We start from the raw sequence: 22,805 nt of genomic DNA on the forward strand, positions 1-22,805 counted from the left end.
CTGAGTTGTTTTGATTATGCACCATGTTGTCTCAGCTACCACTAATCCCGCCAAAATTCAGGCAATTCTGCAGGCTTTTAACGAGATCTTCGGCGAAGGATCCTGCCACATTGAGTCCATCTCCGTCGAGAGCGGCGTGCCGGAACAGCCTTTTGGCAGCGACGAAACGCGCGCTGGCGCACGAAATCGCGTGGCTAACGCGCGTCGCGCACGGCCAAACGCGGACTTCTGGGTCGCCATTGAAGCCGGAATCGACGAAGGCAGCACCTTTAGCTGGGTGACGATCGACGACGGCAACCTGCGCGGCGAAGCGCGCTCGGCGACCCTGCCGCTACCGCGGGTCATTCTTGAAAAAGTCCAGGCAGGAGAAGCCCTGGGGCCGGTGATGTCTCAGCATACCGGCATCGATGAAATTGGCCGCAAAGAGGGCGCTATCGGCGTATTCACGGCCGGAAAACTGACGCGCAGCAGCGTTTATCATCAGGCCGTCGTGCTGGCGCTAAGCCCGTTCCATAACGCTATTTACCGCTAGCGTTAATCAACGCCTGTTCCAGCCACAGACGCAGCTCCGCCGGGGCCGATTTGAGGCTGTTCGAACCGCGGGTAATGGTGGCGATCCCGGCGCCGAGTTCGTTTTTCAGCTCGCGCTGGCTCATCTCGCCGCGCAGCAACTCTTCAATGATGCGCACCCGCGTGCCGAGCGCCTCGCGCTCGTCGGGCGTCAGCATGAGCTGTAAAAGCGGCAGATGGAGGTCGTCGGCGTACGCTTGCTGCAGGAGGGCGACAAAACGCAGCCACTCCTGATGACGCTGTTCGGCCACGGCCGCTGAATAGGGGGATTGTTGGGTCATGTTACGCCACCTGTCGAATGTACTCACTAACGAGTACAAAGCATAACATACTTCTGTCCGGACTCTACGGGTTTCGGGCAACATCGCGAAATACGATGTTGCCCGAAGGAGGCTGTATTAATAACGCAGCTTCCATTCCGCATCGCTCAGCAGCGTGTCTTTTTGGCCCATAAAATAGCGATAGTAGGCATCATAGGACAGAACGTTTTTCACATAGCCGCGCGTTTCAGAGAACGGAATGCTCTCGATAAACGCCACCGCGTCAATGCGTCCGCCGCTGTTGCCCCGCCAGGTGCGCACTCGCCCAGGACCAGCGTTATAGGCCGCAGAGGCGAAGATTCGGTTATTGCCAAACTGCTGATAAACATATTGCAGATAGCTGGTACCAATGTTGATGTTCATTTCCGGATCCAGCAGCTGCGATGGACCGTTATAGCCGGGAATATTGAACATGCTCACCGTATGCGTTGCCGTACCCGGCATAATCTGCATCAGACCGCGGGCGCCAACCGGTGAACCGGCTTTCGGATTCCAGGCGCTCTCCTGACGCGCGATGGCCATCGCGTAGCTTTGCGGAATATCTTTACCGCTGATATAGCGGGTAAAAAGGTCGTTATAGGCCAACGGGAAACGCTCTTCCAGCTGATCCCATAGTTTTCCGGCGATGGTGGCCTGGACGCTCAGATCCCACCAGTCCTGATTAAACGCGTAACGAGCCAGCTGCGCCTGCTGATCTTTGGTTTTGCTGGTGACCAGATTTGCCCACTCGCTGCGGGCGGTATTATCCATATTCCAGTACATCAGCTCGCGGACCCGCGCCATTTCCGGCCCCGAGGTCAACGCCGGATCGAGGTTCGCCGGCGCTTTGTCGATGCGGAAAGTGTACTCCTCGCCCAGGCGCTGGGCAGCGACCATCGGATAGAAGCCGCGCTGCTGCATCAACGAACGGAGAATATCTTTCGCTTCGTCATCGCGTCCGCGCTCCAGCAGCAGATCGGCCTGCCAATAGCGCCATTCGTCCTTCTCTTTCGCCTCCATCGGCAAACGCGCCAGCCAGGTGTTCAGGCCACGCCGATCCCCAAGACCCAGCGCCATACGTACCCTGCGCTCCACCAGCGAGGTGGATTGCGAACGCATAATGGCGTCGTCGCGCCAGATAGCCTGCTCTTCGGTCACGTCGCTGCCCATCAGGCGCCAGGCGACGATATCCCGCAGCTCCTGAATCTGATCTTCATTGAGCTGCTGCGCCTGCGCTAATGAGGGGATCATCAGGCGCGCGTTTTCCACATCCTGCCGGGCAACGCTGGCAAACGCGACTGCCGCCATCTGGCGGGTGAAATCCGTCGCACCGGTTGTGCGGGCGAAGGTCATCACGCTATTGGGATCGTTAGCCAACGCGATGACCGCCGTCGAAATGGTTTGATAATCGGCAGGCATCTGCTGGGCCAGGACCCGTACCAGACTGGTATTTCCCGCTTTCATCGCCAGGCGAATGCGTTCAAGGTAGGCCAGCGGATCCTGCTGGCCGGAGGCGCGCCAGGCGCCAAATAGCTGGTCACAGGCGTTTGGCTGGCTTTTGCCGCTCAGCCACAGCGCTTTCGCCCCGTCCCAGGCCTCCTGAGCCTGGCCGACGTTCCACTTCGCATAGTAGTAATTGCACTGCGCCTCGGTGCCGGTCGGCTTATCCGGGCTGAAGGCCAGCAGGCCGCGCCAGTCGCTGCGGCGCGCCAGTTCGTTGACGAACCGTGATTTCAGCGAACGCGCGGGAGGCAGCGTAGGGTTGGCGGCGATAAAATTGGTCACCACCAGCGCCGGTTGGTTCATCAGATCATCGGTAATCTGCCGGTACTGGAGATAAGGATAGAGCGGATAGGTCGTTAGCGTGGGCATCAGCTGATTGACGACATCCATTTGTCGACTGTCCCACGCCTGTTTAACTTGAGCATAGCGGCTGCGCTGTTCATCCAGTGAATCCGCATGCGCCAGTTGGCTTAACGTCAGCAGACTTACGCCGGCGGCCAGAAGACGCCACGTCACAGTTTTGGCTTTTTCCACAAGCTCTTCCTCTATTCAGATACACCACAACAGCATCATGCCGCGGGCAAAAATTTCAGGTATTACGTAGATATGCTAATCAGACAACGCGAATCGCGCCACGTCCCGGACATTTTTTTACGCTTTTGTGAATCCCATCGCCTCGCTGGGATTAAAGCGCGAAAAAGGCTACACTTCGCCTTTGAAAACTATTCACTACCCTACTCAAAATCATTCTGGCTGCATCAAGCTAGCCTGAGGGATGAAGAGTATATAAAAGAGGCGAAGTCCAACGTGGCTCAATTCGTTTATACCATGCATCGTGTCGGCAAAGTGGTTCCGCCGAAACGTCATATTCTGAAAAATATCTCCCTGAGCTTTTTCCCGGGCGCAAAAATCGGCGTTCTCGGCCTGAACGGCGCCGGTAAGTCGACCCTGCTGCGTATTATGGCCGGCATCGATACCGATATCGAAGGCGAAGCGCGTCCGCAGCCAGGTCTGAAAATCGGCTATCTGCCACAGGAGCCGCAGCTCAATCCGGAGCAGACCGTACGTGAGTCGGTTGAAGAAGCGGTGGCCGAAGTGGTCAATGCGCTGAAAGGCCTGGACGAGGTGTACGCCAAATACGCGGAGCCGGATGCCGACTTTGATAAGCTCGCCGCTCAGCAGGGCAAGTTCGAAGAGATTATCCAGGCGCACGATGGCCATAACCTGAACGTCCAGCTTGAGCGCGCGGCGGATGCCCTGCGTCTGCCGGACTGGGACGCGAAAATCGCCAATCTGTCCGGTGGTGAGCGCCGCCGCGTCGCGCTGTGCCGCCTGCTGCTGGAAAAGCCAGACATGCTGCTGCTCGACGAACCAACCAACCACCTGGACGCAGAGTCCGTGGCCTGGCTGGAACGCTTCCTGCACGACTTCGAAGGCACCGTGGTGGCGATCACCCACGACCGTTACTTCCTCGATAACGTCGCCGGCTGGATCCTTGAGCTGGACCGCGGCGAAGGTATTCCGTGGGAAGGTAACTACTCCTCCTGGCTGGAGCAGAAAGATCAGCGTCTGGCGCAGGAAGCATCTCAGGAAGCGGCGCGCCGTAAGTCAATCGAGAAAGAGCTGGAGTGGGTCCGTCAGGGCGCGAAAGGCCGTCAGTCTAAGGGCAAAGCCCGTCTGGCGCGCTTTGAAGAGCTTAACAACGTCGAGTACCAGAAGCGTAACGAGACCAACGAACTGTTTATTCCACCAGGCGCACGTCTGGGAGATAAAGTGGTTGAAGTTAGCAACCTGCGTAAGTCCTACGGCGACCGCCTGCTGATTGACGACCTGAGCTTCTCGGTACCGAAAGGCGCTATCGTCGGCATCATCGGTCCTAACGGCGCGGGTAAATCGACCCTGTTCCGCATGATGTCCGGTCAGGAACAGCCTGATGCCGGTTCAATCACCCTGGGTGAAACCGTCAAGCTGGCCTCCGTCGATCAGTTCCGCGACGCCATGGACAACAGCAAAACCGTATGGGAAGAAGTTTCCGGCGGGCTGGATATCATGAAGATTGGCAACACCGAGATGCCAAGCCGCGCCTACGTGGGCCGCTTTAACTTCAAAGGCGTTGACCAGGGCAAGCGCGTTGGCGAGCTGTCCGGCGGTGAGCGCGGCCGTCTGCATCTGGCGAAGCTGCTGCAGGTGGGCGGTAACGTCCTGCTGCTCGATGAACCGACCAACGACCTGGATATCGAAACCCTGCGCGCGCTGGAAAACGCCCTGCTGGAGTTCCCGGGCTGCGCGATGGTCATCTCGCACGACCGTTGGTTCCTCGACCGCATCGCGACCCATATTCTGGACTACCAGGATGAAGGTAAGGTGGAGTTCTTCGAAGGTAACTTTACCGAATACGAAGAGTACAAGAAACGCACCCTCGGCGCCGATGCGCTGGAGCCGAAGCGTATCAAGTACAAACGTATCGCGAAATAAAAGCAAAAGGGCAACGCAGGTTGCCCTTTTTGGTGGTTGCTCTTCACCCTGTGGGTGACGCAGAGGAGCTTAGCTATCCCTGCTCGCCCATCATCTCTTTTACCAGCTCAACGCAGCGCAGGAAGCGGGCATCGTAATCGGCCTCTTTCACATGCACAAAATCTATCTCATTCTCTTTGAGCAACGACACCAGCATCGTCTGAAACTCCTTGCGGTCTACCGAGCTGCCAAGACTACGTAAACCGTCGGCCACCCACGGCGTGTTGTTTTCCAGCAGGATGACCAGGTCAAAACGATATTCGTCGATCAGCGCCTGAACAAAGGGATGTTCCCGCCCCTCGTACTTGAGACAGAACGCCTGGGTGCTGACAAAGTCCGTGTCGATGAACGCCACCTTGTTGGCATATTTCACCGCGAAATCAATATATTGCGCGTGACCGAGGGCAATTTTGTCATAGTCGGAGTATTGCAGCGCCATCTCATCGCCGCCGAGGTGCGAAAAGACGTAGTCGCGGCCATATTCCCAGGCGCTGGTAGTATTAAAGATATTGGATAGCTTATTCACCAGCGTCGACTTACCGCTCGACTCACCGCCGAGGATCGCCACCGTGCGCACGAAAAACGGCTTCACTTCGGTAGGAATATATTCCCAGTAGCGGAACGGGTTTTCACGAATCTGTCCGCCGCTGATGTTCATAAAGGTGCGTTTAGGATCGATCAGAACGGTTTCAATACCCAGATGCTCCAAATACTGCGGCGCATCGCCCTCTTCCGAGGTGTAGATCCAGTTAGGCTCGATGCCCTTCTCGCTCATAAAGGCGCGGATCCCGCGGCTCCAGACGTCCCAGCCGTGCGGATAGGGTTCCATTCCCTCTTCATTGAAGGCGTGGATGCGGATGTTCTTCTGGTATTTGAAGGTTTGCAGCAGCCAGCGCAGGCGGTCAGGTACGGTCGGCTGCTGCGACATCGCGCTCTTTTCAAACAGCTCACGGTCACGGGGATCGTCGTAGCCCATAATGATATGCAGCTCATCGACCTGGCTACAGGCGCGCTGAATCAAGTAGATGTGTCCGGTATGCAGCGGGTAAAACTTACCAAATACCACGCCAACGCTTTTTTGCCGACGCGGAAACTCCAGCCCGAGAAACCGGTGCAGCGCTTCCAGCTTCTGCGCGCTGGGGCTTTTAATTTTCGCGTTCAGCAGCTGGCTCAGATAGCCTTTTGTCATCCCGCTGGCGTCAGCTACCTGCTGTAGCGTACAACCCTTCTGCTTAATGGCGCTTTTTAAATAGTCAAATGACGACATAGCGAGTCTCCTTTTCACTTATTATAAGTCGTCAAAGACGCTAAGTGCGTCCGCAAGCTTTTTCACGCCAAAGATTTGCATCCCTTCCGGCGCTTTTTTCGGCACATTCGCTGCTGGAACAATCGCCCGACGAAAGCCATGCTTAGCCGCTTCAGAGATACGCTCCTGGCCGCTCGGCACCGGGCGAATTTCGCCTGCGAGACCCACTTCGCCGAAAACCACCAGGTCCTGGGGCAGCGGACGGTCGCGCAGGCTGGAAACCATCGCCAGCAGCAGCGCCAGATCGGCGCTGGTTTCGGTGACCTTCACCCCACCAACCACGTTGACGAAGACGTCCTGGTCGGCCATCTGCAGACCGCCGTGACGATGCAGAACCGCCAGCAGGATCGCCAGACGGTTCTGCTCCAGCCCCACCGCCACGCGGCGCGGGTTGGACATCATCGAGTGATCGACCAGCGCCTGGATCTCCACCAGCAGCGGTCGCGTGCCTTCCCAGACCACCATCACCGAACTACCGGAAGTCACTTCGTCCCCGCGGCTCAAAAAGATGGCCGAGGGGTTGCTCACTTCGCGTAGACCCTGCTCGGTCATGGCGAATACGCCCAGCTCGTTGACCGCGCCGAAGCGGTTTTTATGGCTGCGCAGGGTGCGGAAACGAGAGTCGGCGTCGCCGTCGAGCAGCACGGAGCAGTCGATACAATGCTCCAGCACTTTCGGCCCGGCCAGCGAGCCGTCTTTGGTAACGTGGCCGACCATGACGATAGCCACGCCGCGCGTCTTGGCAAAGCGCGTTAAATAGGCCGCCGTTTCGCGCACCTGGGCCACACTGCCCGGCGACGACTGCACGTCGGCCATATGCATTACCTGGATGGAGTCGATAACCATCAGCTGCGGCTTTTCTTCATCGGCAATCTGGCAAATCTGCTCAATGCTGGTTTCTGACAGCATATTCAGATTGGCCGTCGGCAGGCCTAAACGGTGAGCGCGCATCGCCACCTGCTGAAGCGACTCTTCCCCGGTGACGTAGAGCGTTTTCATGCCTTCGGCGAGCTTACACAGGGTTTGCAGCAGCAGCGTCGACTTACCCGCGCCGGGATTGCCGCCGATCAGAATCGCGCTCCCCGGCACCACGCCGCCGCCGAGCACGCGGTCAAACTCTTTAAATCCGGTAGAAAAACGCGGCAGTGCTTCCAGGCTGATATCGGAGAGCTTCTGCACTTTCGACACGCCGGCATTACCGGCATACCCTGACAAGCGTTCGTTTCTTGCCACCTGCGGCGAAGCGGCAATGCGCATCTCGGTTATGGTATTCCAGGCATGACAGGCGCTGCACTGCCCCTGCCAGCGCGGATAATCCGCACCGCATTCATTACAGACAAATGCGCGTTTTGGAGCTTTCGCCACGTTAACCTCTTACTTTTGATTCATGCTGCCGGAGAGAATACAGAATACCCCCATCAGGTCAGCGTGGCGGATTGTCACTTCCGCCAGTTCATTAACTTTTGGCTTAGCATGATAGGCAATGCCGAGCCCTGCCGCTTTAATCATCGGCAGATCGTTTGCGCCATCGCCAATGGCGACGGTTTGCGCCGGCGGGATCTCATACTTTTCCGCCAGTTTACGCAGCGTATTGGCTTTATATTTCGCATCGACAATATCGCCGATGACGTTGCCGGTCAGCTTACCGTCCCTGATCTCCAGTTCGTTGGCGAACACCGCGTCGAGATGCAGCTTGTCGCGCAGATATTCGGCAAAGAAGGTGAAGCCGCCGGAGGCGATCGCCACCTTCCAGCCAAGCGTTTCCAACTTCAGCACCAACTGGGTCAACCCCGGCATCAGCGGTAGCGTTTCGCGCACCTGCAGCAGAATGCTGGCATCGGCATCTTTCAGGGTCGCCACGCGCTGGCGCAGGCTGGCGGTGAAATCAAGTTCGCCGCGCATCGCGCGCTCGGTCACTTCCGAGACCAGCTCGCCGGTCCCGGCCAGTTTGGCGATTTCATCGATACACTCAATTTGAATCGCCGTCGAGTCCATATCCATGACCAGTAAGCCCGGCGTACGTAAATGCGGGATTTTGCCCAGCGGCGCCACGTCAAACCCGGCCTCATGGGCCAGACGGGTGGCACGAAGCGTAAGGGAGCCCGCCAGCCGCATCACCTGGTAGTCGTCAACCGCCCAGGAGGCGACGATAACCAGCGCCGCGCCCAGCTCGCGCTGCCACTCGGTCAGACGATGCTTGTTAATGCCGCGACCATACAGCAGCCAACCGCTGCGTCCGGCATGATAGTCCAACGGCATGACCTCATCACCGCTCAGGGAAAGCGGCAATCCAGGCCACAGGGAAACATCTTCAGGCAGGTCGCACCAGGTCAAACTGTTTGGCATCACGGCTCCACATAACTTCATTCAGGCGAGGAAAATAACGCATGAGGCTACCTTGTAACCAGCGCTTCTGGCAACATTAAGCTGCAAATTTTCAAAGGTGGAATATGGTACGCGCAAAACTTAAATTCCGACTGCATCGCGCGGTAATTGTTCTGATCTGTCTCGCACTCCTCGTCGCCCTGATGCAGGGGGCCTCCTGGTTCAGCCAGAACAGTCAGAAGCAGCGCAATCCGCAGCTGGAAGAACTGGCACGCACGCTCGCCCAGCAGGTCACGCTAAACCTGGCGCCGCTGTTGCGTAGCGAAACGCCTGATGAAAAGCGGATTAGCCAGCTGCTGGAACAGCTTACCCACAAAAGTCGCATCCTCGACGCCGGCGTTTATGACGAACAGGGCGACCTGGTGGCGCGTTCCGGCGAAAGCGTCGAGGTACGCGATCGGCTGGCGCTGGACGGTAAAAAAGCGGGCGGTTACTTCAACCAGCAAATCGTCGAGCCTATCCAGGGTAAAAACGGCCCGCTCGGCTACCTGCGCCTGACGCTGGATACCCATACCTTAGCCACCGAAGCGCAGCAGGTCGATAATACCACCAATATCCTGCGTCTGATGCTGCTGCTATCGTTGGCCATCGGCGTCGTCCTGACGCGCACCCTGCTGCAGGGGAAACGTACCCGCTGGCAGCAATCGCCTTTCCTGCTCACCGCCAATAAGCCGGTGCAGGATGAAGATAAAGATGAATCAGAATAAGGAAATCACTATGTCTACGCTGCGCCTGCTGCTCTCTGACTCTTACGACCCCTGGTTCAACCTGGCGGTTGAGGAGTCTATTTTTCGCCAGATGCCCGCCACTCAGCGGGTGCTGTTCCTGTGGCGCAATGCCTATACGGTGGTCATTGGCCGGGCGCAAAACCCGTGGAAAGAGTGCAATACCCGACGCATGGAAGAAGATAACGTGCGCCTGGCGCGTCGCAGCAGCGGCGGCGGCGCGGTATTCCACGATCTGGGCAATACCTGCTTTACCTTTATGGCTGGCAAACCGGAGTACGATAAAACCGTTTCCACGAATATCGTCCTGTCGGCGCTGAATGCGCTGGGCGTCACGGCGGAAGCCTCGGGCCGTAACGATCTGGTGGTCAAAACCGCCGACGGCGAGCGCAAGGTCTCCGGTTCCGCCTATCGCGAAACGATGGATCGCGGCTTTCACCACGGTACGCTGCTGCTGAACGCCGATTTAAGCCGCCTGGCCAACTACCTCAATCCCGATAAGAAGAAGCTGCAGGCCAAAGGCATTACCTCCGTGCGCGGACGGGTAGCCAATCTGGTCGAGCTGCTGCCGGGCATTACCCATCAGCAGGTTTGCGAGGCGATTCAGGAGGCGTTCTTCGCCCATTACGGCGAGCGCGTAGAGGCCGAAGTTATCTCTCCGGAGAAAATGCCGGACCTGCCGAATTTTCCCGCAACCTTTGCACGACAGAGCAGTTGGGAGTGGAACTTTGGCCAGGCGCCCGCCTTTAGCCATCTGCTGGATGAACGTTTTACCTGGGGCGGCGTAGAGCTCCATTTCGATGTTGAAAAAGGCCATATCACGCGCACGCAGATTTTTACCGACAGCCTCAACCCGGCGCCGCTGGAGGCGCTGGCTACCAGATTGCAGGGTTGCCTCTACCGCGCGGATATACTGCAACAGGAGTGCGAGGCGTTATTGGCGGATTTCCCGGAGCAGGAGAAAGCGCTACGGGAGCTGTCGGCATGGATTGCCGGCGCGGTGCGCTAGCGCGGTCAGAGCCTCTCATCCCGGCCCTCTCCCATAGGGAGAGGGAGGAAGAGATGATTACTCTTTATCGCCCAGCAGAACGGATTCCAGCGCGATTTTAATCATGTCGTTGAAGGTCGTCTGACGTTCAGCGGAGCTGGTCTGCTCGTGGGTACGGATGTGGTCGGAGACCGTGCAGATGGTCAACGCTTTAGCGCCAAATTCCGCCGCGACGCCGTAGATCCCGGCCGCTTCCATTTCCACGCCCAGGATGCCGTATTTTTCCATCACGTCGAACATTTCACCGCCGTCCGGCGCATAGAACAGGTCAGCGGAAAAAATGTTGCCCACGCGAGCGTCAACGCCCAGCGCTTTTGCCGCGTCAACCGCGTTACGCACCATGCCAAAGTCGGCAATCGCCGCAAAGTCGTGGTCCTTAAAACGCATACGGTTAACTTTAGAGTCGGTGCAGGCACCCATGCCGATAACCACGTCGCGCAGCTTAACGTCCATACGCACCGCGCCGCAGGAGCCTACGCGAATGATTTTTTTTACGCCGAAGTCGGTGATCAGCTCTTTTGCGTAAATGGAGCAGGACGGGATCCCCATACCGTGACCCATAACGGAAATTTTGCGGCCTTTATAGGTACCGGTGAAGCCCAGCATACCGCGCACGTTGTTCACTTCACGAACATCTTCAAGGAACGTTTCTGCAATGTGCTTCGCGCGCAGCGGGTCGCCCGGCATCAGCACAACGTCAGCGAAATCGCCCATTTCTGCATTAATGTGTGGAGTAGCCATCGTTAAATCCTTCTGAATGTTGTTGCCTGCTGGCGGCAGCGCCTTATCAGGCCTACAAAAAAGGCCCGGGGAGCGTCGCTCACCGGGCAAATAATCACAGCATGTTTTTGCCGTATTCCATCGCAGAGGTACCGAAGTACGTCGCCAGGGTCTGGCCAATATCAGCGAAGGTTTCACGGTGCCCCAGCGAGCCCGGCTTCACTTTCGGGCCATAGATCAGCACCGGAATGTGTTCACGAGTATGGTCGGTACCGGTCCAGGTCGGGTCGCAGCCGTGGTCGGCGGTCAGGATCAGAATGTCATCTTCCCCGACCAGCGCCATCAGCTCCGGCAGACGGCGATCGAACAGCTCCAGCCCTGCGGCATAGCCTGCAACGTCGCGGCGGTGGCCCCAGGAAGAGTCGAAGTCTACGAAGTTGGTGAAGACGATGGTTTCGTCCCCCGCTTCTTTCATCTCTTTGATGGTGGCGTCAAACAGCGCATCCAGGCCCGTCGCTTTCACTTTTTTAGTGATACCGCAGTTGGCGTAGATATCGGCGATTTTACCCACCGATACAACCTGGCCCTTTTTCTCGTCGACCAGCTTCTGCAGTACCGTCGGCGCCGGCGGCTCAACGGCCAAATCGTGGCGGTTACCGGTGCGCTGGAAGTTGCCGGCTTTGTCTCCGATAAACGGACGCGCGATCACGCGACCAATGTTGTAGCCGCCTTCGGTCAGCTCTTCACGCGCGATTTCACACAGCTCGTACAGCTTATCGAGACCATAGGTCTCTTCATGGCAGGCAATCTGGAATACCGAGTCAGCGGAGGTATAGAAAATCGGCTTGCCGGTTTTCATATGCTCTTCGCCCAGCTGGTCGAGGATAACGGTACCGGAAGAGTGACAGTTGCCGAGGTAGCCCGGCAGGTTGGCGCGCTTAACCAGTTTATCCAGAAGCTCCTGCGGGAAGCTGTTTTCATGCTCGGGGAAATAGCCCCAGTCAAAGAGAACCGGTACGCCGGCGATTTCCCAGTGGCCTGACGGGGTGTCTTTACCTGAAGAGAGCTCATGCGCCCATGCGTAAGCGCCGATAACGTCCGCGTTGCCGTCCATACCGGCGGCAATTTTACCGGTAGAACCCTCATGGGCTTTAACCAGCCCCAGACGGGTCAGATTCGGTAGATTGAGCGGGCCTTTGCGGCCGTTGTCAGCCTCGCCTTTGGCGCAGGCTTCTGCAATATGGCCCATGGTGTCTGAACCGACGTCGCCAAAGCGATCGGCGTCTTCAGTCGCACCGATGCCGAATGAGTCCAGCACCATAATAAATGCACGTTTCATATTATTCTCCGTACCTTTTGCGCTGCAAAAAAGCGATCAGATCAGTATATAACTATTCGGTGATACGACGATAGACCGTCGGCGTCATTTCAGGCGCTTTATCGTCAAGTTTAATGGCCGCTTTCACGGCTTTGGCCGCTTCCTGCCAGCTGTTTTCGTCTTTAGCATGGATAACCGCCAGCGGCTGCTGTGCGTCGATACGCGCGCCGAGGCGAACCATATCGGTGAAACCGACGCTGTAATCAATCAGATCCGATGCCTGACGGCGACCGCCGCCCATTGACACCACCGCCATGCCCAGCGCGCGGGTGTCCATTTCGGCGACAAACCCTTCGCCTTCGGCATAGACCGCTTTGCTCAGCATCGCGGACGGTAGATACTTATCGTAGTTTTCCACGAAGTCGTTCGGCCCTTTTTGCGCCGCCACCATCCGGCCGAAGACTTCTGCGGCTTTACCGTTATCCAGCACCGCCTGTAGCTTCGCCCGCGCGTCGGCGTCGTTCTCCGCCAGCTTGCCGGAAATCAGCATCTCGACGCATAGCGCCATCGTCACCTCAAGCAGCCTCGGATTGCGGTACTCGCCGGTGAGGAACTGCACGGCTTCACGCACTTCCACCGCATTACCGGCGCTGGAAGCCAGCACCTGATTCATATCGGTTAACAGCGCGGTCGTTCGCACGCCGGCGCCGTTGGATACCCCGACGATAGCTTCAGCCAGCGCGGCGGAAAGTTCATAAGTAGGCATAAAGGCGCCGCTGCCGACTTTGACATCCATCACCAGCGCGTCCAGGCCTTCCGCCAGCTTCTTGGCGAGAATCGAGGCGGTAATCAGCGGGATAGAGTCCACCGTCGCGGTGATATCGCGCGTGGCGTAAAAACGTTTGTCAGCCGGTGCCAGAGAGCTGGTCTGCCCGATAATCGCGACACCGACATCTTTAATGATTTCGCGGAAGCGGCTATCGTCCGGGAAAATATCGAACCCCGGAATCGCCTCCAGCTTATCGAGCGTACCGCCGGTGTGCCCGAGGCCGCGCCCGGAGATCATCGGCACATAGCCGCCGCAGGCCGCAACCATCGGCCCCAGCATCAGCGAGGTCACATCGCCTACGCCGCCGGTGGAGTGTTTATCGACGATGGGGCCATTAAGGTTAAGATGCTTCCAGTTCAGAACGGTTCCTGAATCCCGCATCGCCATGGTCAGCGAAACGCGTTCCGGCATAGACATATCGTGGAAAAAAATGGTCATCGCCAGCGCGGCGATCTGCCCTTCTGAGATGCTGTTATCGCGGATACCGTTGATGAAAAAGCGAATTTCTTCATCGCTCAGCGCATGACCATCACGTTTTTTACGAATAATTTCTTGTGCGAGAAACAAGATAACCTCCCGGGGAAAGAGTCAAAGACCAACCGCAGGCCGGACAGCATCCGGCCTTGAGGTCGGCAAATTACGTTTTAGTAGCTGCTGGCGCTCTTACCATCGCCGTGACCCAGCGCTTTCAGCAGGCTTGCCAGCAGGCTGGAGGCGCCAAAACGGTAGTGGCGAGAGTCGGCCCAGTCGGCACCGAACAGCTCATCAGCAATCGCGAGGAATTTTTGCGCGTCTTCTGCGCTACGCACGCCGCCTGCTGGCTTGAAGCCGACGCTCTGCTGAACGCCCATATCGCGGATGACCTCCAGCATGATGCGCGCGCTTTCCGGGGTCGCGTTCACCGGAACTTTACCGGTAGAGGTTTTGATGAAGTCGGCGCCGGCTTTGATGGCGATTTCAGACGCTTTACGAATCAGCGCTTCTTCTTTCAATTCGCCGGTTTCGATAATCACTTTCAGCAGCACGTTTGCTGCCGCGCAGGCTTCTTTACAGGCTTTCACCAGGTCAAAACCGACCTGTTCATTGCCCGCAATTAGCGCACGGTAAGGGAACACGACGTCAACTTCGTCAGCGCCGTAAGCGATCGCCGCGCGGGTTTCCGCCAGCGCGATATCAATATCATCGTTACCGTGCGGGAAGTTGGTCACCGTCGCGATACGAATATCCGGGGTACCTTGCTCGTTCAGCGTTTTACGCGCGATCGGGATAAAGCGCGGGTAGATGCATACTGCAGCAGTATTCCCTACCGGTGTTTTGGCCTGGTGACACAGCGCGATCACTTTTTCATTGGTGTCGTCATCATTCAGGGTGGTCAGGTCCATCAGTTTCAACGCGCGCAGGCTGCTTGCCGTTAAATCAGTCATTTCATACTCCGACGGCGTAGTGCCGTTTTAAAGTTTGTTCACCTTGCGAGTCTGTTACTATTGTAACATTCCCTCGCCGCTACACTTCGATACACATCACAGTTAATGAAAACTAATTACTAATTTGCATTACTGCATAGTGATACAAATCACATAACAAAGCCTAATCCGTGCTCTTCCAATGCCAGACTCTCTTTAAGCATAATCAGGAATCGCCACTCCGAATCAATGTTATTATTATAACACCATCAGGCAACAAGCCACGATACCGACACGGGCATTTTGTGCGAAAAAAGGCCATAAAGATCATTACATTTTGATAAATAAAGAATTATATAATGATAGGATTTTAACATTCTGAAGTGAGAACCCCACGACGGCAATGCCGCGGGGTTCTTAGCGTGCAAGAGGGCGTTACAGCGCGAGGAATACGCCCGCTATCGTGGCGCTCATCAGGTTAGACAGCGTCCCCGCCGCCACGGCCCGCATACCCAACTGGGCAATTTCCTGACGGCGATTAGGCGCCATGCCGCCCAGTCCGCCAATCAGGATCGCAATGGATGACAGATTGGCAAAACCGCACAGGGCAAACGAGATGATGGCCTTGGTGTGAGTTGAAATCACCTGCAAACCGGCGGCAGCGACCTCGGCGTCGGCTTTCAGGTATTCACCGAAATTCATATAGGCCACAAACTCGTTGATAATCAGCTTCTGGCCGATAAACGAGCCGGCAACGGTGGCTTCATTCCACGGCACGCCAATCACCCACGCCAGCGGCGAGAAGACCCAGCCGAGGATCATTTGCAGCGACAGGTCCGGATGGTTAAACCAGCCGCCCACGCCGGAGAGAATACCGTTAACCAGGGCAATCAGCGCGATAAACGCCAGCAGCATCGCCCCGACGTTCAGCGCCAGCTGCATCCCGGAAGCCGCGCCAGATGCAGCGGCATCCAACACGTTCGCCGGTGCCTGCGGATCGGCGTCATTTTTATCCATCGCCGGGTTGTCCCGGGGCTGCTCGGTTTCCGGCACGATAATCTTCGCAAACAGCAGGCCGCCCGGGGCCGCCATAAACGAAGCGGCAATCAGGTATTCCAGCGGTACGCCCATCTGCGCGTAACCGGCCAGAACGGAGCCCGCAACCGAGGCCAGGCCCCCGCACATCACCGCAAAGAGCTCGGAACGGGTCATGGTGGCGATATATGGACGCACCACCAGCGGCGCTTCGGTCTGGCCAACAAAGATGTTCGCCGTGGCAGAGAGCGATTCCGTGCGCGAGGTTTTCAGTACCGCCCGCAGCGCCCCGCCGAGAATGCGGATAACAAATTGCATGATGCCGAGGTAATAAAGCACGGCGATCAGCGACGAGAAGAAGACAATGACTGGCAGGACGCGCAGGGCAAAAACAAACCCGCCACCGCCGAAGACTTCAAACATCTTGTCGGAAACTAGCCCACCAAAGATAAAGCCGATCCCTTCATTGCCGTAAGCAATCACGTTAGCAACGCCATTCGACATGGCCAGCAGCGCCGTGCGCCCGGCCGGCACGTAGAGAATTAACGCGCCGATCCCCACCTGGATAATCCAGGCACCGAGGACGGTACGCAGGTTGATGGCTTTTCGATTACTGGAGAGGAGCACAGCGATGGCTAACAACACCACCATGCCGATAAGTCCCATGATAATTTGCATACAGAGTCCCTGTGTATTGAGAGTTCAGCCTAAAACCCCGCGATTATAACGGCATGAAACCATCATGCTCATTTCAGCTCACACATTTTAAGCAAAACAATGAGATAAAAAGGCAGGAATGAGACACAGGTCACTCAACAAAGCGTTATGGGAGCGCAAAAATCGCCTTTGTATTATCAATCAGGGTATTAGCTATCTCTTCCGCGGGCTCCGGGCGTAGCTCACATAAGGTGGAGAAGACGCGAGCCGCCCGTTCTGGCCTGTTCGGCTGCCCCTGAAAACCGTTCAATGGCATATCCGGCGCATCGGTCTCCAGCAGCAGCGCCGAAAGCGGCAGCTGCGCCATCACAGCGCGGGTCTTACTGGCGCGCGGATAGGTAATTGTGCCACCAACGCCAATCTTGTAGCCCAGTTGCACAAACCGCTCCGCCTGCTGAAGGCTACCGGCAAAACCGTGCACTACGCCGGTTCGCGGTAAAGCGTGCTTTTTCAGCAGCATCGCCAGCTTGTCGTGAGTGCGTCTGGAGTGGAGGATCGCCGGCAAATCGTAGCGTTTCGCCAGCCGCATCTGCGCCTCAAATACAGAAACCTGACGCTCAAACTGCGGATCTTCGCGATAGAGATCGAGACCGATTTCCCCAACCGCGACCAGCTTAGCATCGCGTTTCGCCAGGCAGGCTTCAAGCCGTTCAAGACTCTCTGCGCTATGCCGTTCAATCGCTATAGGGTGGAGGCCTAAGGCGGCGTAGAGCTCATCATATTTCCCCGCCAGCGCTAACACGCGGGCAAAGTTATCCGCTTCTGTCGCAGGTACCACGATCTGCGTCACGCCAGCCTCCGCCGCCCGGGCAATGCTGGCGCTTTCGTCGCCGGTGAAAGGGGGAAAATCGAAATGGCAGTGAGTATCAATAAATCGTAGGGTCACGCCAGGTCCTCATTTTCAAAGCTGGCATCATTGGCCTGCACCGCCGCGATGACCGGCGCCTGAGGGATCTCATTGGCCACCGGCGCTGGCGGAATAACGACCGTTTTCGGTACCGCAATACGCGGCGCGTGGCGCAGCAGCGGCGGTCTGTCGGCCAGCAGTTTACCGACGGTAGCGAGAAAGTAGCGCCCGCACTGGCGCCCGGTCTTGTAGTCCTCCAGCAACGCCGGAAGACGGCTGCCTAACGCCATACTCTTCAACGGCTTCTGCGGATAAATTTCCAGAATTCTCAGCTTACCCGGCGGTTTTTCAATGAACTCTTGCGTGGAGCGATAGGTAGTTTCGTGATGCTGCACCAGATTCACAAACGGCTGCAGACTACTTTCGCCAAGCCAGCGCTCCATCCGTTTAAACCACTGCGGGGTGTAGTACATCTGGGACGGAACGGTACGGATCACCACGATGGTTTGCGCCCCTCGACGGGCTGCCTCCTGGACGGGGATCGCATCGCTGACGCCGCCGTCAAGATAGCTCACGCCATCCAGCAGCACGCCGCTGCGGTAAAAACCGGGAATGGCGCTGGAGGCGCGAATCAGGTCAAGCCAGGTCTGCTGAGTGGGGGAAAAGTAGTTTGGCGTGTAATCATCGCCGCGACAGGCGCACATCCAGAACTCTTTGCCTTGGGCAAAACAATCTTCAGCATAGGCCATCGCCAGCGGCATCTTTTTCGAGGTGGTGTCGACCAGCCAGTCAAGATCGATAAGATTTCCGCCGCGCACAAAACGCATCGGGTCGAAAAACTCGCGGGCGGTGGTGTAGCGGGTGATCACTTTGCGGGCATAGCCGGGCTGGTTGCACAGATAGGCCGAGAGATTTTGCGCCCCGGCAGAGGTACCGAACATCATGTCGAACGGGTTGAATCCCGCGCGCATAAATTCGTCCAGCACCCCGGCGGTAAAAATCCCTCTCTGCCCCCCGCCTTCGCACACCAGTGCGAGCCTGCCCGGCTGGAAGGGTTTAACAGATAACGGCGTAATGTTGCCCAACGTAACGGGAATTCGCTGCCCCACCCTGCTTTCCTGTCTGGCTTATTATAAAAACAAAGGTAACGCAATTTTTAACGCCCTGAAACTGAGAAAGCCAGTCACATTGACTGGCTTTATGTAAGACGGTATTTCACGCGTTAACGTCTAGGGACGCCGACGGCCGGTAAACAGGCTGACCAGGAACAGGATAATACCGACAACGAAGACAATTTTCGCAGCCCAGGCAGCGGTACCCGCCAGGCCACCAAAGCCCAGAGCGGCGGCAATTAACGCGATCACCAGAAAAATAATGCCCCATCTAAACATACGTCTCTCCTTACCATAGTTAATGACGGTCGATTTTCTGCGCACTCAGGCCGCGCATACACAACCCTGTGGTGCTACACATCCTGCGGAAAGACCGCAGAATAAATTTTTTAGTGAATAGATTTATTTGACGCTAAGGTCATTCTTCACGCTTTTGACGCCGGAAACGGCTTTCGCAATACCTTCCGCCCGCTCCGACTGCTTACTGGACTCGACCGTACCGGATAAATGTACAACGCCATCGGTGGTCTCAACCTTCACGTTACGCGACGGAACGATATCGTCAGCCAGCAATTTCGCTTTGATCTCGCTGGTCACCGCCGTGTCGCCGGCATAGCCCTTCAGCGAAGCAGATTTTTCGTTCTGTACGCTAAGCTTGTCGTTAACGGAGGTCACGCCTTCAACCGCTTTCGCAACGCTAAGCGCCTGCTTATGCTGCTCTGAACTGTCAACCGTACCGCTTAAGGTGACGACTTTATTTTCAGTTTTCACAGAGATATCGGTGCTGCGAATATCTTTATGATCGATCAGCGCCGCTTTCACCCTGGCGGTGATGGTGCTGTCGTCCATAAAATTCCCGACTTTGTTCATCGAATTATCAACGGCTTGCCCGGCATTGCTTGCTGCGGATTTCGCGCTGTCTACGGTCGAGTTTTCCGCATACGCCGAAGCGCTGATTATTGCTGAGCCCAGGAAGAGGGCCAGGAGTGTCTTGCCGCTCTTAAGTCTTGTCATCGTTGTTCCTCGTTATATCTAAGCAGGTAAAGCAAAATAAGTAGACTATTAAGCCAGGATTCCAAAAATTACTTATTAAATGTAGTAGATACGCAGAAGAGTGCGGCATGATCGGGTAAAAAAGCGCGCAAAACGGTAAGAATTAAGAACTTTCCAGAAAGGGCAAACCGAGGGGAAAATGACGTGGAGCGCGGCGAAAACCGCGCTCCGGAGAGGATTAGTGCTCGCGGGTTTTACGGAACTGGACGTCAGGGTACCGTTCCTGCGTCAGGTTCAGGTTAACCATGGTCGGGGCGATATAAGTCAGGTTATCGCCACCATCCAGCGCCAGCTGAATTTCGTTCTTACGCTTAAACTCTTCGAATTTCTTCGCGTCGCTACATTCCACCCAGCGTGCGGTCGCGACGTTGACGGACTCGTAAATCGCCTCAACGTTGTATTCGCTCTTCAGGCGAGCAACAACCACATCAAACTGCAGCACACCCACCGCGCCAACGATCAGATCGTTATTGGCGATCGGACGGAACACCTGCACCGCCCCCTCTTCAGAGAGCTGAACCAGCCCTTTCAGCAGCTGTTTCTGCTTGAGCGGATCTTTCAGGCGAATGCGGCGGAACAGTTCCGGGGCGAAGTTCGGGATACCGGTGAACTTCATCATTTCACCCTGGGTGAAGGTATCGCCAATCTGAATGGTGCCGTGGTTATGCAGACCCAGGATATCGCCCGGATACGCTTCTTCCACGTGCGAACGGTCGCCGGCCATAAAGGTCAGCGCGTCGGAGATCACCACGTCCTTGCCGATACGCACCTGGCGCATCTTCATGCCTTTCTCGTATTTACCGGAAACCACGCGCATAAAGGCCACGCGGTCGCGGTGTTTCGGGTCCATGTTGGCCTGAATTTTAAACACGAAGCCGGTGAACTTATCTTCCGAGGCTTCCACCGTGCGGGTGTCGGTTTTACGCGGCATCGGCGCAGGCGCCCACTCCACTAAACCGTCCAGCATATGGTCAACGCCAAAGTTGCCCAGCGCGGTACCGAAGAATACCGGCGTAATTTCGCCCGCCAGGAACAGCTCTTTATCGAATTCGTTAGACGCGCCCTGCACCAGCTCCAGCTCATCGCGCAGCTGCTGCGCCAGATCTTCACCCACCGCGGCATCAAGCTCCGGGTTATCCAACCCTTTCACAATGCGTACTTCCTGGATGGTGTGGCCTTTACCGGTCTGATACAGGTAGGTTTCATCTTTATAAAGATGGTAAACGCCCTTGAACAGTTTGCCGCAGCCAATCGGCCAGGTGATCGGCGCGCAGCCGATTTTCAGCTCGTTTTCCACTTCATCCAGCAGCTCCATCGGGTCACGGATGTCGCGGTCAAGTTTGTTCATAAAAGTCAGGATCGGCGTATCGCGCAGACGGGTGACTTCCATCAGCTTACGGGTACGATCCTCGACGCCTTTCGCGGCATCGATAACCATCAGGCAGCAGTCAACCGCCGTCAGGGTACGGTAGGTATCTTCGGAGAAGTCTTCGTGCCCCGGGGTATCCAGCAGGTTAACCAGGCAGTCGTGATAGGGGAACTGCATCACGGACGTGGTGATGGAGATACCGCGCTGCTTTTCCATCTCCATCCAGTCAGATTTCGCATGCTGGCTGGAGCCGCGACCTTTTACCGTACCGGCAGTCTGAATAGCCTGTCCGAATAACAGAACCTTCTCAGTAATGGTCGTTTTACCGGCATCCGGGTGAGAAATAATGGCAAAAGTGCGGCGCTTAGCCACCTCCTGCAAATAAGGAGACAACGTCATAATTCAATCTTCTTAGTAAACGCGGCAACGCGCCGCGCATGTTGAATACGAAAAAATTGCGGCTATTTTACCCATCAATGGGGGGGAGGCAATCAGTGTTTACACAGGAGTTGCTCCAGTTCGCTTAAAGAGGTGACCGTCCAGTCCGGGCGGAGGTCCGCGGGCAGCTCGCGCTGATGGGGGTTGAACCAGCAGGTCGCCAGGCCAGCATTTACGCCACCGCGAATATCAGACTCAGCGGTATCGCCAACCATCAGCACCCGCGAACGATCGGGGTTGCCCGCCTGCGCCAGCGCATAGTCAAAAATACGCGCATCCGGCTTAGCCACCCCAACCTCTTCGGAGATAATCAACAAATCAAAGTGATCGCGTAAACCTGTACGTTCAAGACGCGTCTGCTGTAGCGAGGTAAAACCGTTGGTGATAATACCCATTTTCACCTTCCCCTGCAGCGAATCGAGCAGCGATACGGCCCCCGGCAGCGGCGAACAGATCTCCGCCATCGCGTTCATAAATGCGGCGTTCAGCTCGCCGGGAGGGACGTTCAGGCGCTCCGCCCAACCGTCAAAGCGCTGATGCTGCAGCTGAAGCGAAGTAATGGCGCCGTTTTGATAATCCACCCACAGCGGCTTATTCACGGCCTGGTAGTCCTGAAAATCCTCTGCGGAGAACGTCACGCTATAGTCGAGAAACATCCGCTGTAGGCCGCTAAATGAGTCAAACGTAAATAACGTTTCATCGGCATCAAAGAAAATCCAGTCCCACTTCATCGTATCACCTTGTCTTACATACTGATTGGCAGTGCCATAATGATTGCGTCCTCACGTCCGTCGACCGTGGGGTAATAGTTGCGGCGAATCGTCGCCTCGTTAAAGCCTAAGCTTTCATAGAGCGCGATGGCGGCGACGTTAGACGCGCGCACCTCCAGCCACAGCGTGACGACGCCGCGTTTTTCGACCTCATCAATCACCTGTTCCAGCAGTTCCCTGCCCAGACCACGACGCTGAAAGGCGGGGTCGACGGCAATATTGAACAGCGTCGCCTCGTCGAGGATGATTTGCGTAATGGCAAAAGCCGCCATCACGCCGTCCACGGACAGTTGAAGATTCAGATAGCGCTCGCCCTGATTACTGGCAAACGTCTGTTCGCTCCACGGAAAAGCGTGGGCGCGCGTTTCAATTTGCCAGGCGCGGGGCAAATCAGCCGGGTTGAGGGTAGAAATCGTGTTCATGTGCGCAAATCTGTTGCCAGAGCGCCATGCGAGCAGGCGTGCTGGTCTGAAGTTCATCGAAAGCAGGCGTGGCGATCTGTGCGCCCGCCAGCGGTAGCGCCGCGTCGGTGCCCAGCCGCCAGCTATTACAGCGTGCGTCCTGAGGCAGCATCGCAACGCGCTCAGGGGTCAGCTGCATCACCTGCCCCGGCGTCAGGGCCAGCGCGCGCAGAATATCGCTGATAAGCGGTTCGCTCAGCGATGGCGGTTCTTCCGCTACCATCACCAGGCGAATGTGTCCAGGAAGCGAGATAGCGATTTCACCCTGTAACGCCCCAGGACGACGCAGCGACCACTGGGTAATGCCCAGCTGCTGTAATTGCCAGTCTCGTCGGGATGTCATAGCGAAACACTCCTGTTAATCAAGCGCGCAATATAGCAAA

The 22,805-nt window shown here is 56.6% G+C and carries 22 protein-coding genes; 4 read left to right on the forward strand and 18 right to left on the reverse strand.

The genetic code is table 11. From position 1 onward, the window contains the following. The first annotated feature begins 16 nt into the window (after positions 1–16). Complete coding sequence (gene yjjX, locus K7H21_RS24035; protein WP_142471692.1) at positions 17–532, forward strand: inosine/xanthosine triphosphatase; 516 nt, start codon at positions 17–19, stop codon at positions 530–532. Here the strand turns inward: yjjX and trpR are convergent. Next, positions 519–851, reverse strand: coding sequence for a trp operon repressor (gene trpR, locus K7H21_RS24040; protein WP_004128720.1), 333 nt, complete (start codon positions 849–851; stop codon positions 519–521). The two genes, yjjX and trpR, sit on opposite strands and share 14 nt — an antisense overlap. 117 nt (positions 852–968) lie before the next feature. Next, on the reverse strand, positions 969–2,906 hold the full coding sequence (gene sltY, locus K7H21_RS24045) for a murein transglycosylase (protein WP_004128718.1): 1,938 nt from the start codon (positions 2,904–2,906) through the stop codon (positions 969–971). Positions 2,907–3,179: 273 nt separating this feature from the next. On the opposite strand from sltY, the gene ettA reads away from it, so the two are divergent. Beyond that, positions 3,180–4,847 carry an energy-dependent translational throttle protein EttA gene (gene ettA / locus K7H21_RS24050; RefSeq protein ID WP_014227837.1) on the forward strand — a complete coding sequence of 556 codons (1,668 nt, stop codon included), beginning with the start codon at positions 3,180–3,182 and terminating at the stop codon, positions 4,845–4,847. 73 nt (positions 4,848–4,920) lie between these two features. Here the strand turns inward: ettA and nadR are convergent, their stop codons facing one another. From nadR to serB, 3 genes are read right to left on the reverse strand one after another with little or no spacing between them, the layout of a single operon-like run. Then, positions 4,921–6,153: a multifunctional transcriptional regulator/nicotinamide-nucleotide adenylyltransferase/ribosylnicotinamide kinase NadR gene (nadR, locus tag K7H21_RS24055; RefSeq protein WP_004128716.1), complete on the reverse strand. Its 1,233-nt coding sequence runs from the start codon at positions 6,151–6,153 to the stop codon at positions 4,921–4,923. Between the two features lie 21 nt (positions 6,154–6,174). Next, the gene (gene radA, locus K7H21_RS24060) at positions 6,175–7,557 is read right to left on the reverse strand and encodes a DNA repair protein RadA (RefSeq protein WP_004128714.1); all 1,383 of its coding nucleotides are present in this window, start codon (positions 7,555–7,557) and stop codon (positions 6,175–6,177) included. A gap of 9 nt (positions 7,558–7,566) precedes the next feature. Next, the gene (gene serB / locus K7H21_RS24065; protein ID WP_004128712.1) at positions 7,567–8,538 is read right to left on the reverse strand and encodes a phosphoserine phosphatase; all 972 of its coding nucleotides are present in this window, start codon (positions 8,536–8,538) and stop codon (positions 7,567–7,569) included. 104 nt (positions 8,539–8,642) lie between these two features. Between serB and K7H21_RS24070 the strand changes: the two genes are divergently transcribed. Continuing rightward, positions 8,643–9,284 carry a YtjB family periplasmic protein gene (locus tag K7H21_RS24070; RefSeq protein WP_004128710.1) on the forward strand — a complete coding sequence of 214 codons (642 nt, stop codon included), beginning with the start codon at positions 8,643–8,645 and terminating at the stop codon, positions 9,282–9,284. Between the two features lie 10 nt (positions 9,285–9,294). Next, complete coding sequence (gene lplA, locus K7H21_RS24075; RefSeq protein WP_223035911.1) at positions 9,295–10,311, forward strand: lipoate--protein ligase LplA; 1,017 nt, start codon at positions 9,295–9,297, stop codon at positions 10,309–10,311. A 57-nt stretch (positions 10,312–10,368) separates the two neighbouring features. Here lplA and deoD read toward each other — a convergent pair whose 3' ends face one another. The 13 genes from deoD to K7H21_RS24140 all read right to left on the reverse strand — a co-directional run bounded on the left by deoD (position 10,369) and on the right by K7H21_RS24140 (position 22,765). Beyond that, positions 10,369–11,091 carry a purine-nucleoside phosphorylase gene (deoD, locus tag K7H21_RS24080; RefSeq protein WP_004098401.1) on the reverse strand — a complete coding sequence of 241 codons (723 nt, stop codon included), beginning with the start codon at positions 11,089–11,091 and terminating at the stop codon, positions 10,369–10,371. Between the two features lie 94 nt (positions 11,092–11,185). Further along, positions 11,186–12,409, reverse strand: coding sequence for a phosphopentomutase (deoB, locus tag K7H21_RS24085; RefSeq protein WP_004128706.1), 1,224 nt, complete (start codon positions 12,407–12,409; stop codon positions 11,186–11,188). 52 nt (positions 12,410–12,461) lie between these two features. Beyond that, on the reverse strand, positions 12,462–13,784 hold the full coding sequence (gene deoA / locus K7H21_RS24090) for a thymidine phosphorylase (protein ID WP_142446340.1): 1,323 nt from the start codon (positions 13,782–13,784) through the stop codon (positions 12,462–12,464). Between the two features lie 77 nt (positions 13,785–13,861). Beyond that, entirely contained in the window at positions 13,862–14,641 is a 780-nt protein-coding gene (gene deoC / locus K7H21_RS24095; RefSeq protein ID WP_004128701.1) for a deoxyribose-phosphate aldolase, read from the reverse strand. Positions 14,642–15,055: 414 nt separating this feature from the next. Then, positions 15,056–16,333 (reverse strand): NupC/NupG family nucleoside CNT transporter, encoded by a 1,278-nt coding sequence (locus tag K7H21_RS24100; RefSeq protein ID WP_014837350.1) that lies wholly within the window; start codon positions 16,331–16,333, stop codon positions 15,056–15,058. A gap of 145 nt (positions 16,334–16,478) precedes the next feature. Continuing rightward, complete coding sequence (locus K7H21_RS24105; protein WP_223035410.1) at positions 16,479–17,258, reverse strand: metal-dependent hydrolase; 780 nt, start codon at positions 17,256–17,258, stop codon at positions 16,479–16,481. After that, entirely contained in the window at positions 17,255–18,328 is a 1,074-nt protein-coding gene (locus K7H21_RS24110) for a patatin-like phospholipase family protein (protein WP_004128693.1), read from the reverse strand. Before K7H21_RS24110 ends, K7H21_RS24105 begins: the two co-directional genes overlap by 4 nt. 120 nt (positions 18,329–18,448) lie before the next feature. Further along, complete coding sequence (locus K7H21_RS24115; RefSeq protein ID WP_003856556.1) at positions 18,449–18,610, reverse strand: DUF1328 domain-containing protein; 162 nt, start codon at positions 18,608–18,610, stop codon at positions 18,449–18,451. A 123-nt stretch (positions 18,611–18,733) separates the two neighbouring features. Continuing rightward, positions 18,734–19,345, reverse strand: coding sequence for a molecular chaperone OsmY (osmY, locus tag K7H21_RS24120; RefSeq protein ID WP_004128691.1), 612 nt, complete (start codon positions 19,343–19,345; stop codon positions 18,734–18,736). A gap of 217 nt (positions 19,346–19,562) precedes the next feature. Beyond that, the gene (prfC, locus tag K7H21_RS24125; protein ID WP_004128689.1) at positions 19,563–21,152 is read right to left on the reverse strand and encodes a peptide chain release factor 3; all 1,590 of its coding nucleotides are present in this window, start codon (positions 21,150–21,152) and stop codon (positions 19,563–19,565) included. A 92-nt stretch (positions 21,153–21,244) separates the two neighbouring features. Beyond that, positions 21,245–21,922: a pyrimidine 5'-nucleotidase gene (gene yjjG / locus K7H21_RS24130; protein ID WP_004128688.1), complete on the reverse strand. Its 678-nt coding sequence runs from the start codon at positions 21,920–21,922 to the stop codon at positions 21,245–21,247. A gap of 14 nt (positions 21,923–21,936) precedes the next feature. Beyond that, a complete protein-coding gene (gene rimI / locus K7H21_RS24135; RefSeq protein WP_004128686.1) occupies positions 21,937–22,383 on the reverse strand; it encodes a ribosomal protein S18-alanine N-acetyltransferase in 447 nt (148 codons plus the stop codon). Continuing rightward, a complete protein-coding gene (locus K7H21_RS24140; protein ID WP_004128684.1) occupies positions 22,352–22,765 on the reverse strand; it encodes a DNA polymerase III subunit psi in 414 nt (137 codons plus the stop codon). Before K7H21_RS24140 ends, rimI begins: the two co-directional genes overlap by 32 nt. Between the last annotated feature and the right edge of the window lie 40 nt (positions 22,766–22,805).

This window comes from Klebsiella sp. CTHL.F3a (assembly GCF_019890895.1).
Lineage (GTDB): Bacteria > Pseudomonadota > Gammaproteobacteria > Enterobacterales > Enterobacteriaceae > Klebsiella > Klebsiella grimontii.

Excerpts from the sequence above, each read along its gene's own strand:
- yjjX (WP_142471692.1), top strand. The coding sequence starts at position 17 with ATGCACCATGTTGTCTCAGCTACCACTAATCCCGCCAAAATTCAGGCA.
- trpR (WP_004128720.1), bottom strand. The coding sequence starts at position 851 with ATGACCCAACAATCCCCCTATTCAGCGGCCGTGGCCGAACAGCGTCAT.
- nadR (WP_004128716.1), bottom strand. The coding sequence starts at position 6,153 with ATGTCGTCATTTGACTATTTAAAAAGCGCCATTAAGCAGAAGGGTTGT.
- serB (WP_004128712.1), bottom strand. The coding sequence starts at position 8,538 with ATGCCAAACAGTTTGACCTGGTGCGACCTGCCTGAAGATGTTTCCCTG.
- K7H21_RS24070 (WP_004128710.1), top strand. The coding sequence starts at position 8,643 with ATGGTACGCGCAAAACTTAAATTCCGACTGCATCGCGCGGTAATTGTT.
- lplA (WP_223035911.1), top strand. The coding sequence starts at position 9,295 with ATGTCTACGCTGCGCCTGCTGCTCTCTGACTCTTACGACCCCTGGTTC.
- deoD (WP_004098401.1), bottom strand. The coding sequence starts at position 11,091 with ATGGCTACTCCACACATTAATGCAGAAATGGGCGATTTCGCTGACGTT.
- deoB (WP_004128706.1), bottom strand. The coding sequence starts at position 12,409 with ATGAAACGTGCATTTATTATGGTGCTGGACTCATTCGGCATCGGTGCG.
- deoC (WP_004128701.1), bottom strand. The coding sequence starts at position 14,641 with ATGACTGATTTAACGGCAAGCAGCCTGCGCGCGTTGAAACTGATGGAC.
- K7H21_RS24100 (WP_014837350.1), bottom strand. The coding sequence starts at position 16,333 with ATGCAAATTATCATGGGACTTATCGGCATGGTGGTGTTGTTAGCCATC.
- K7H21_RS24115 (WP_003856556.1), bottom strand. The coding sequence starts at position 18,610 with ATGTTTAGATGGGGCATTATTTTTCTGGTGATCGCGTTAATTGCCGCC.
- osmY (WP_004128691.1), bottom strand. The coding sequence starts at position 19,345 with ATGACAAGACTTAAGAGCGGCAAGACACTCCTGGCCCTCTTCCTGGGC.
- prfC (WP_004128689.1), bottom strand. The coding sequence starts at position 21,152 with ATGACGTTGTCTCCTTATTTGCAGGAGGTGGCTAAGCGCCGCACTTTT.
- yjjG (WP_004128688.1), bottom strand. The coding sequence starts at position 21,922 with ATGAAGTGGGACTGGATTTTCTTTGATGCCGATGAAACGTTATTTACG.
- rimI (WP_004128686.1), bottom strand. The coding sequence starts at position 22,383 with ATGAACACGATTTCTACCCTCAACCCGGCTGATTTGCCCCGCGCCTGG.
- K7H21_RS24140 (WP_004128684.1), bottom strand. The coding sequence starts at position 22,765 with ATGACATCCCGACGAGACTGGCAATTACAGCAGCTGGGCATTACCCAG.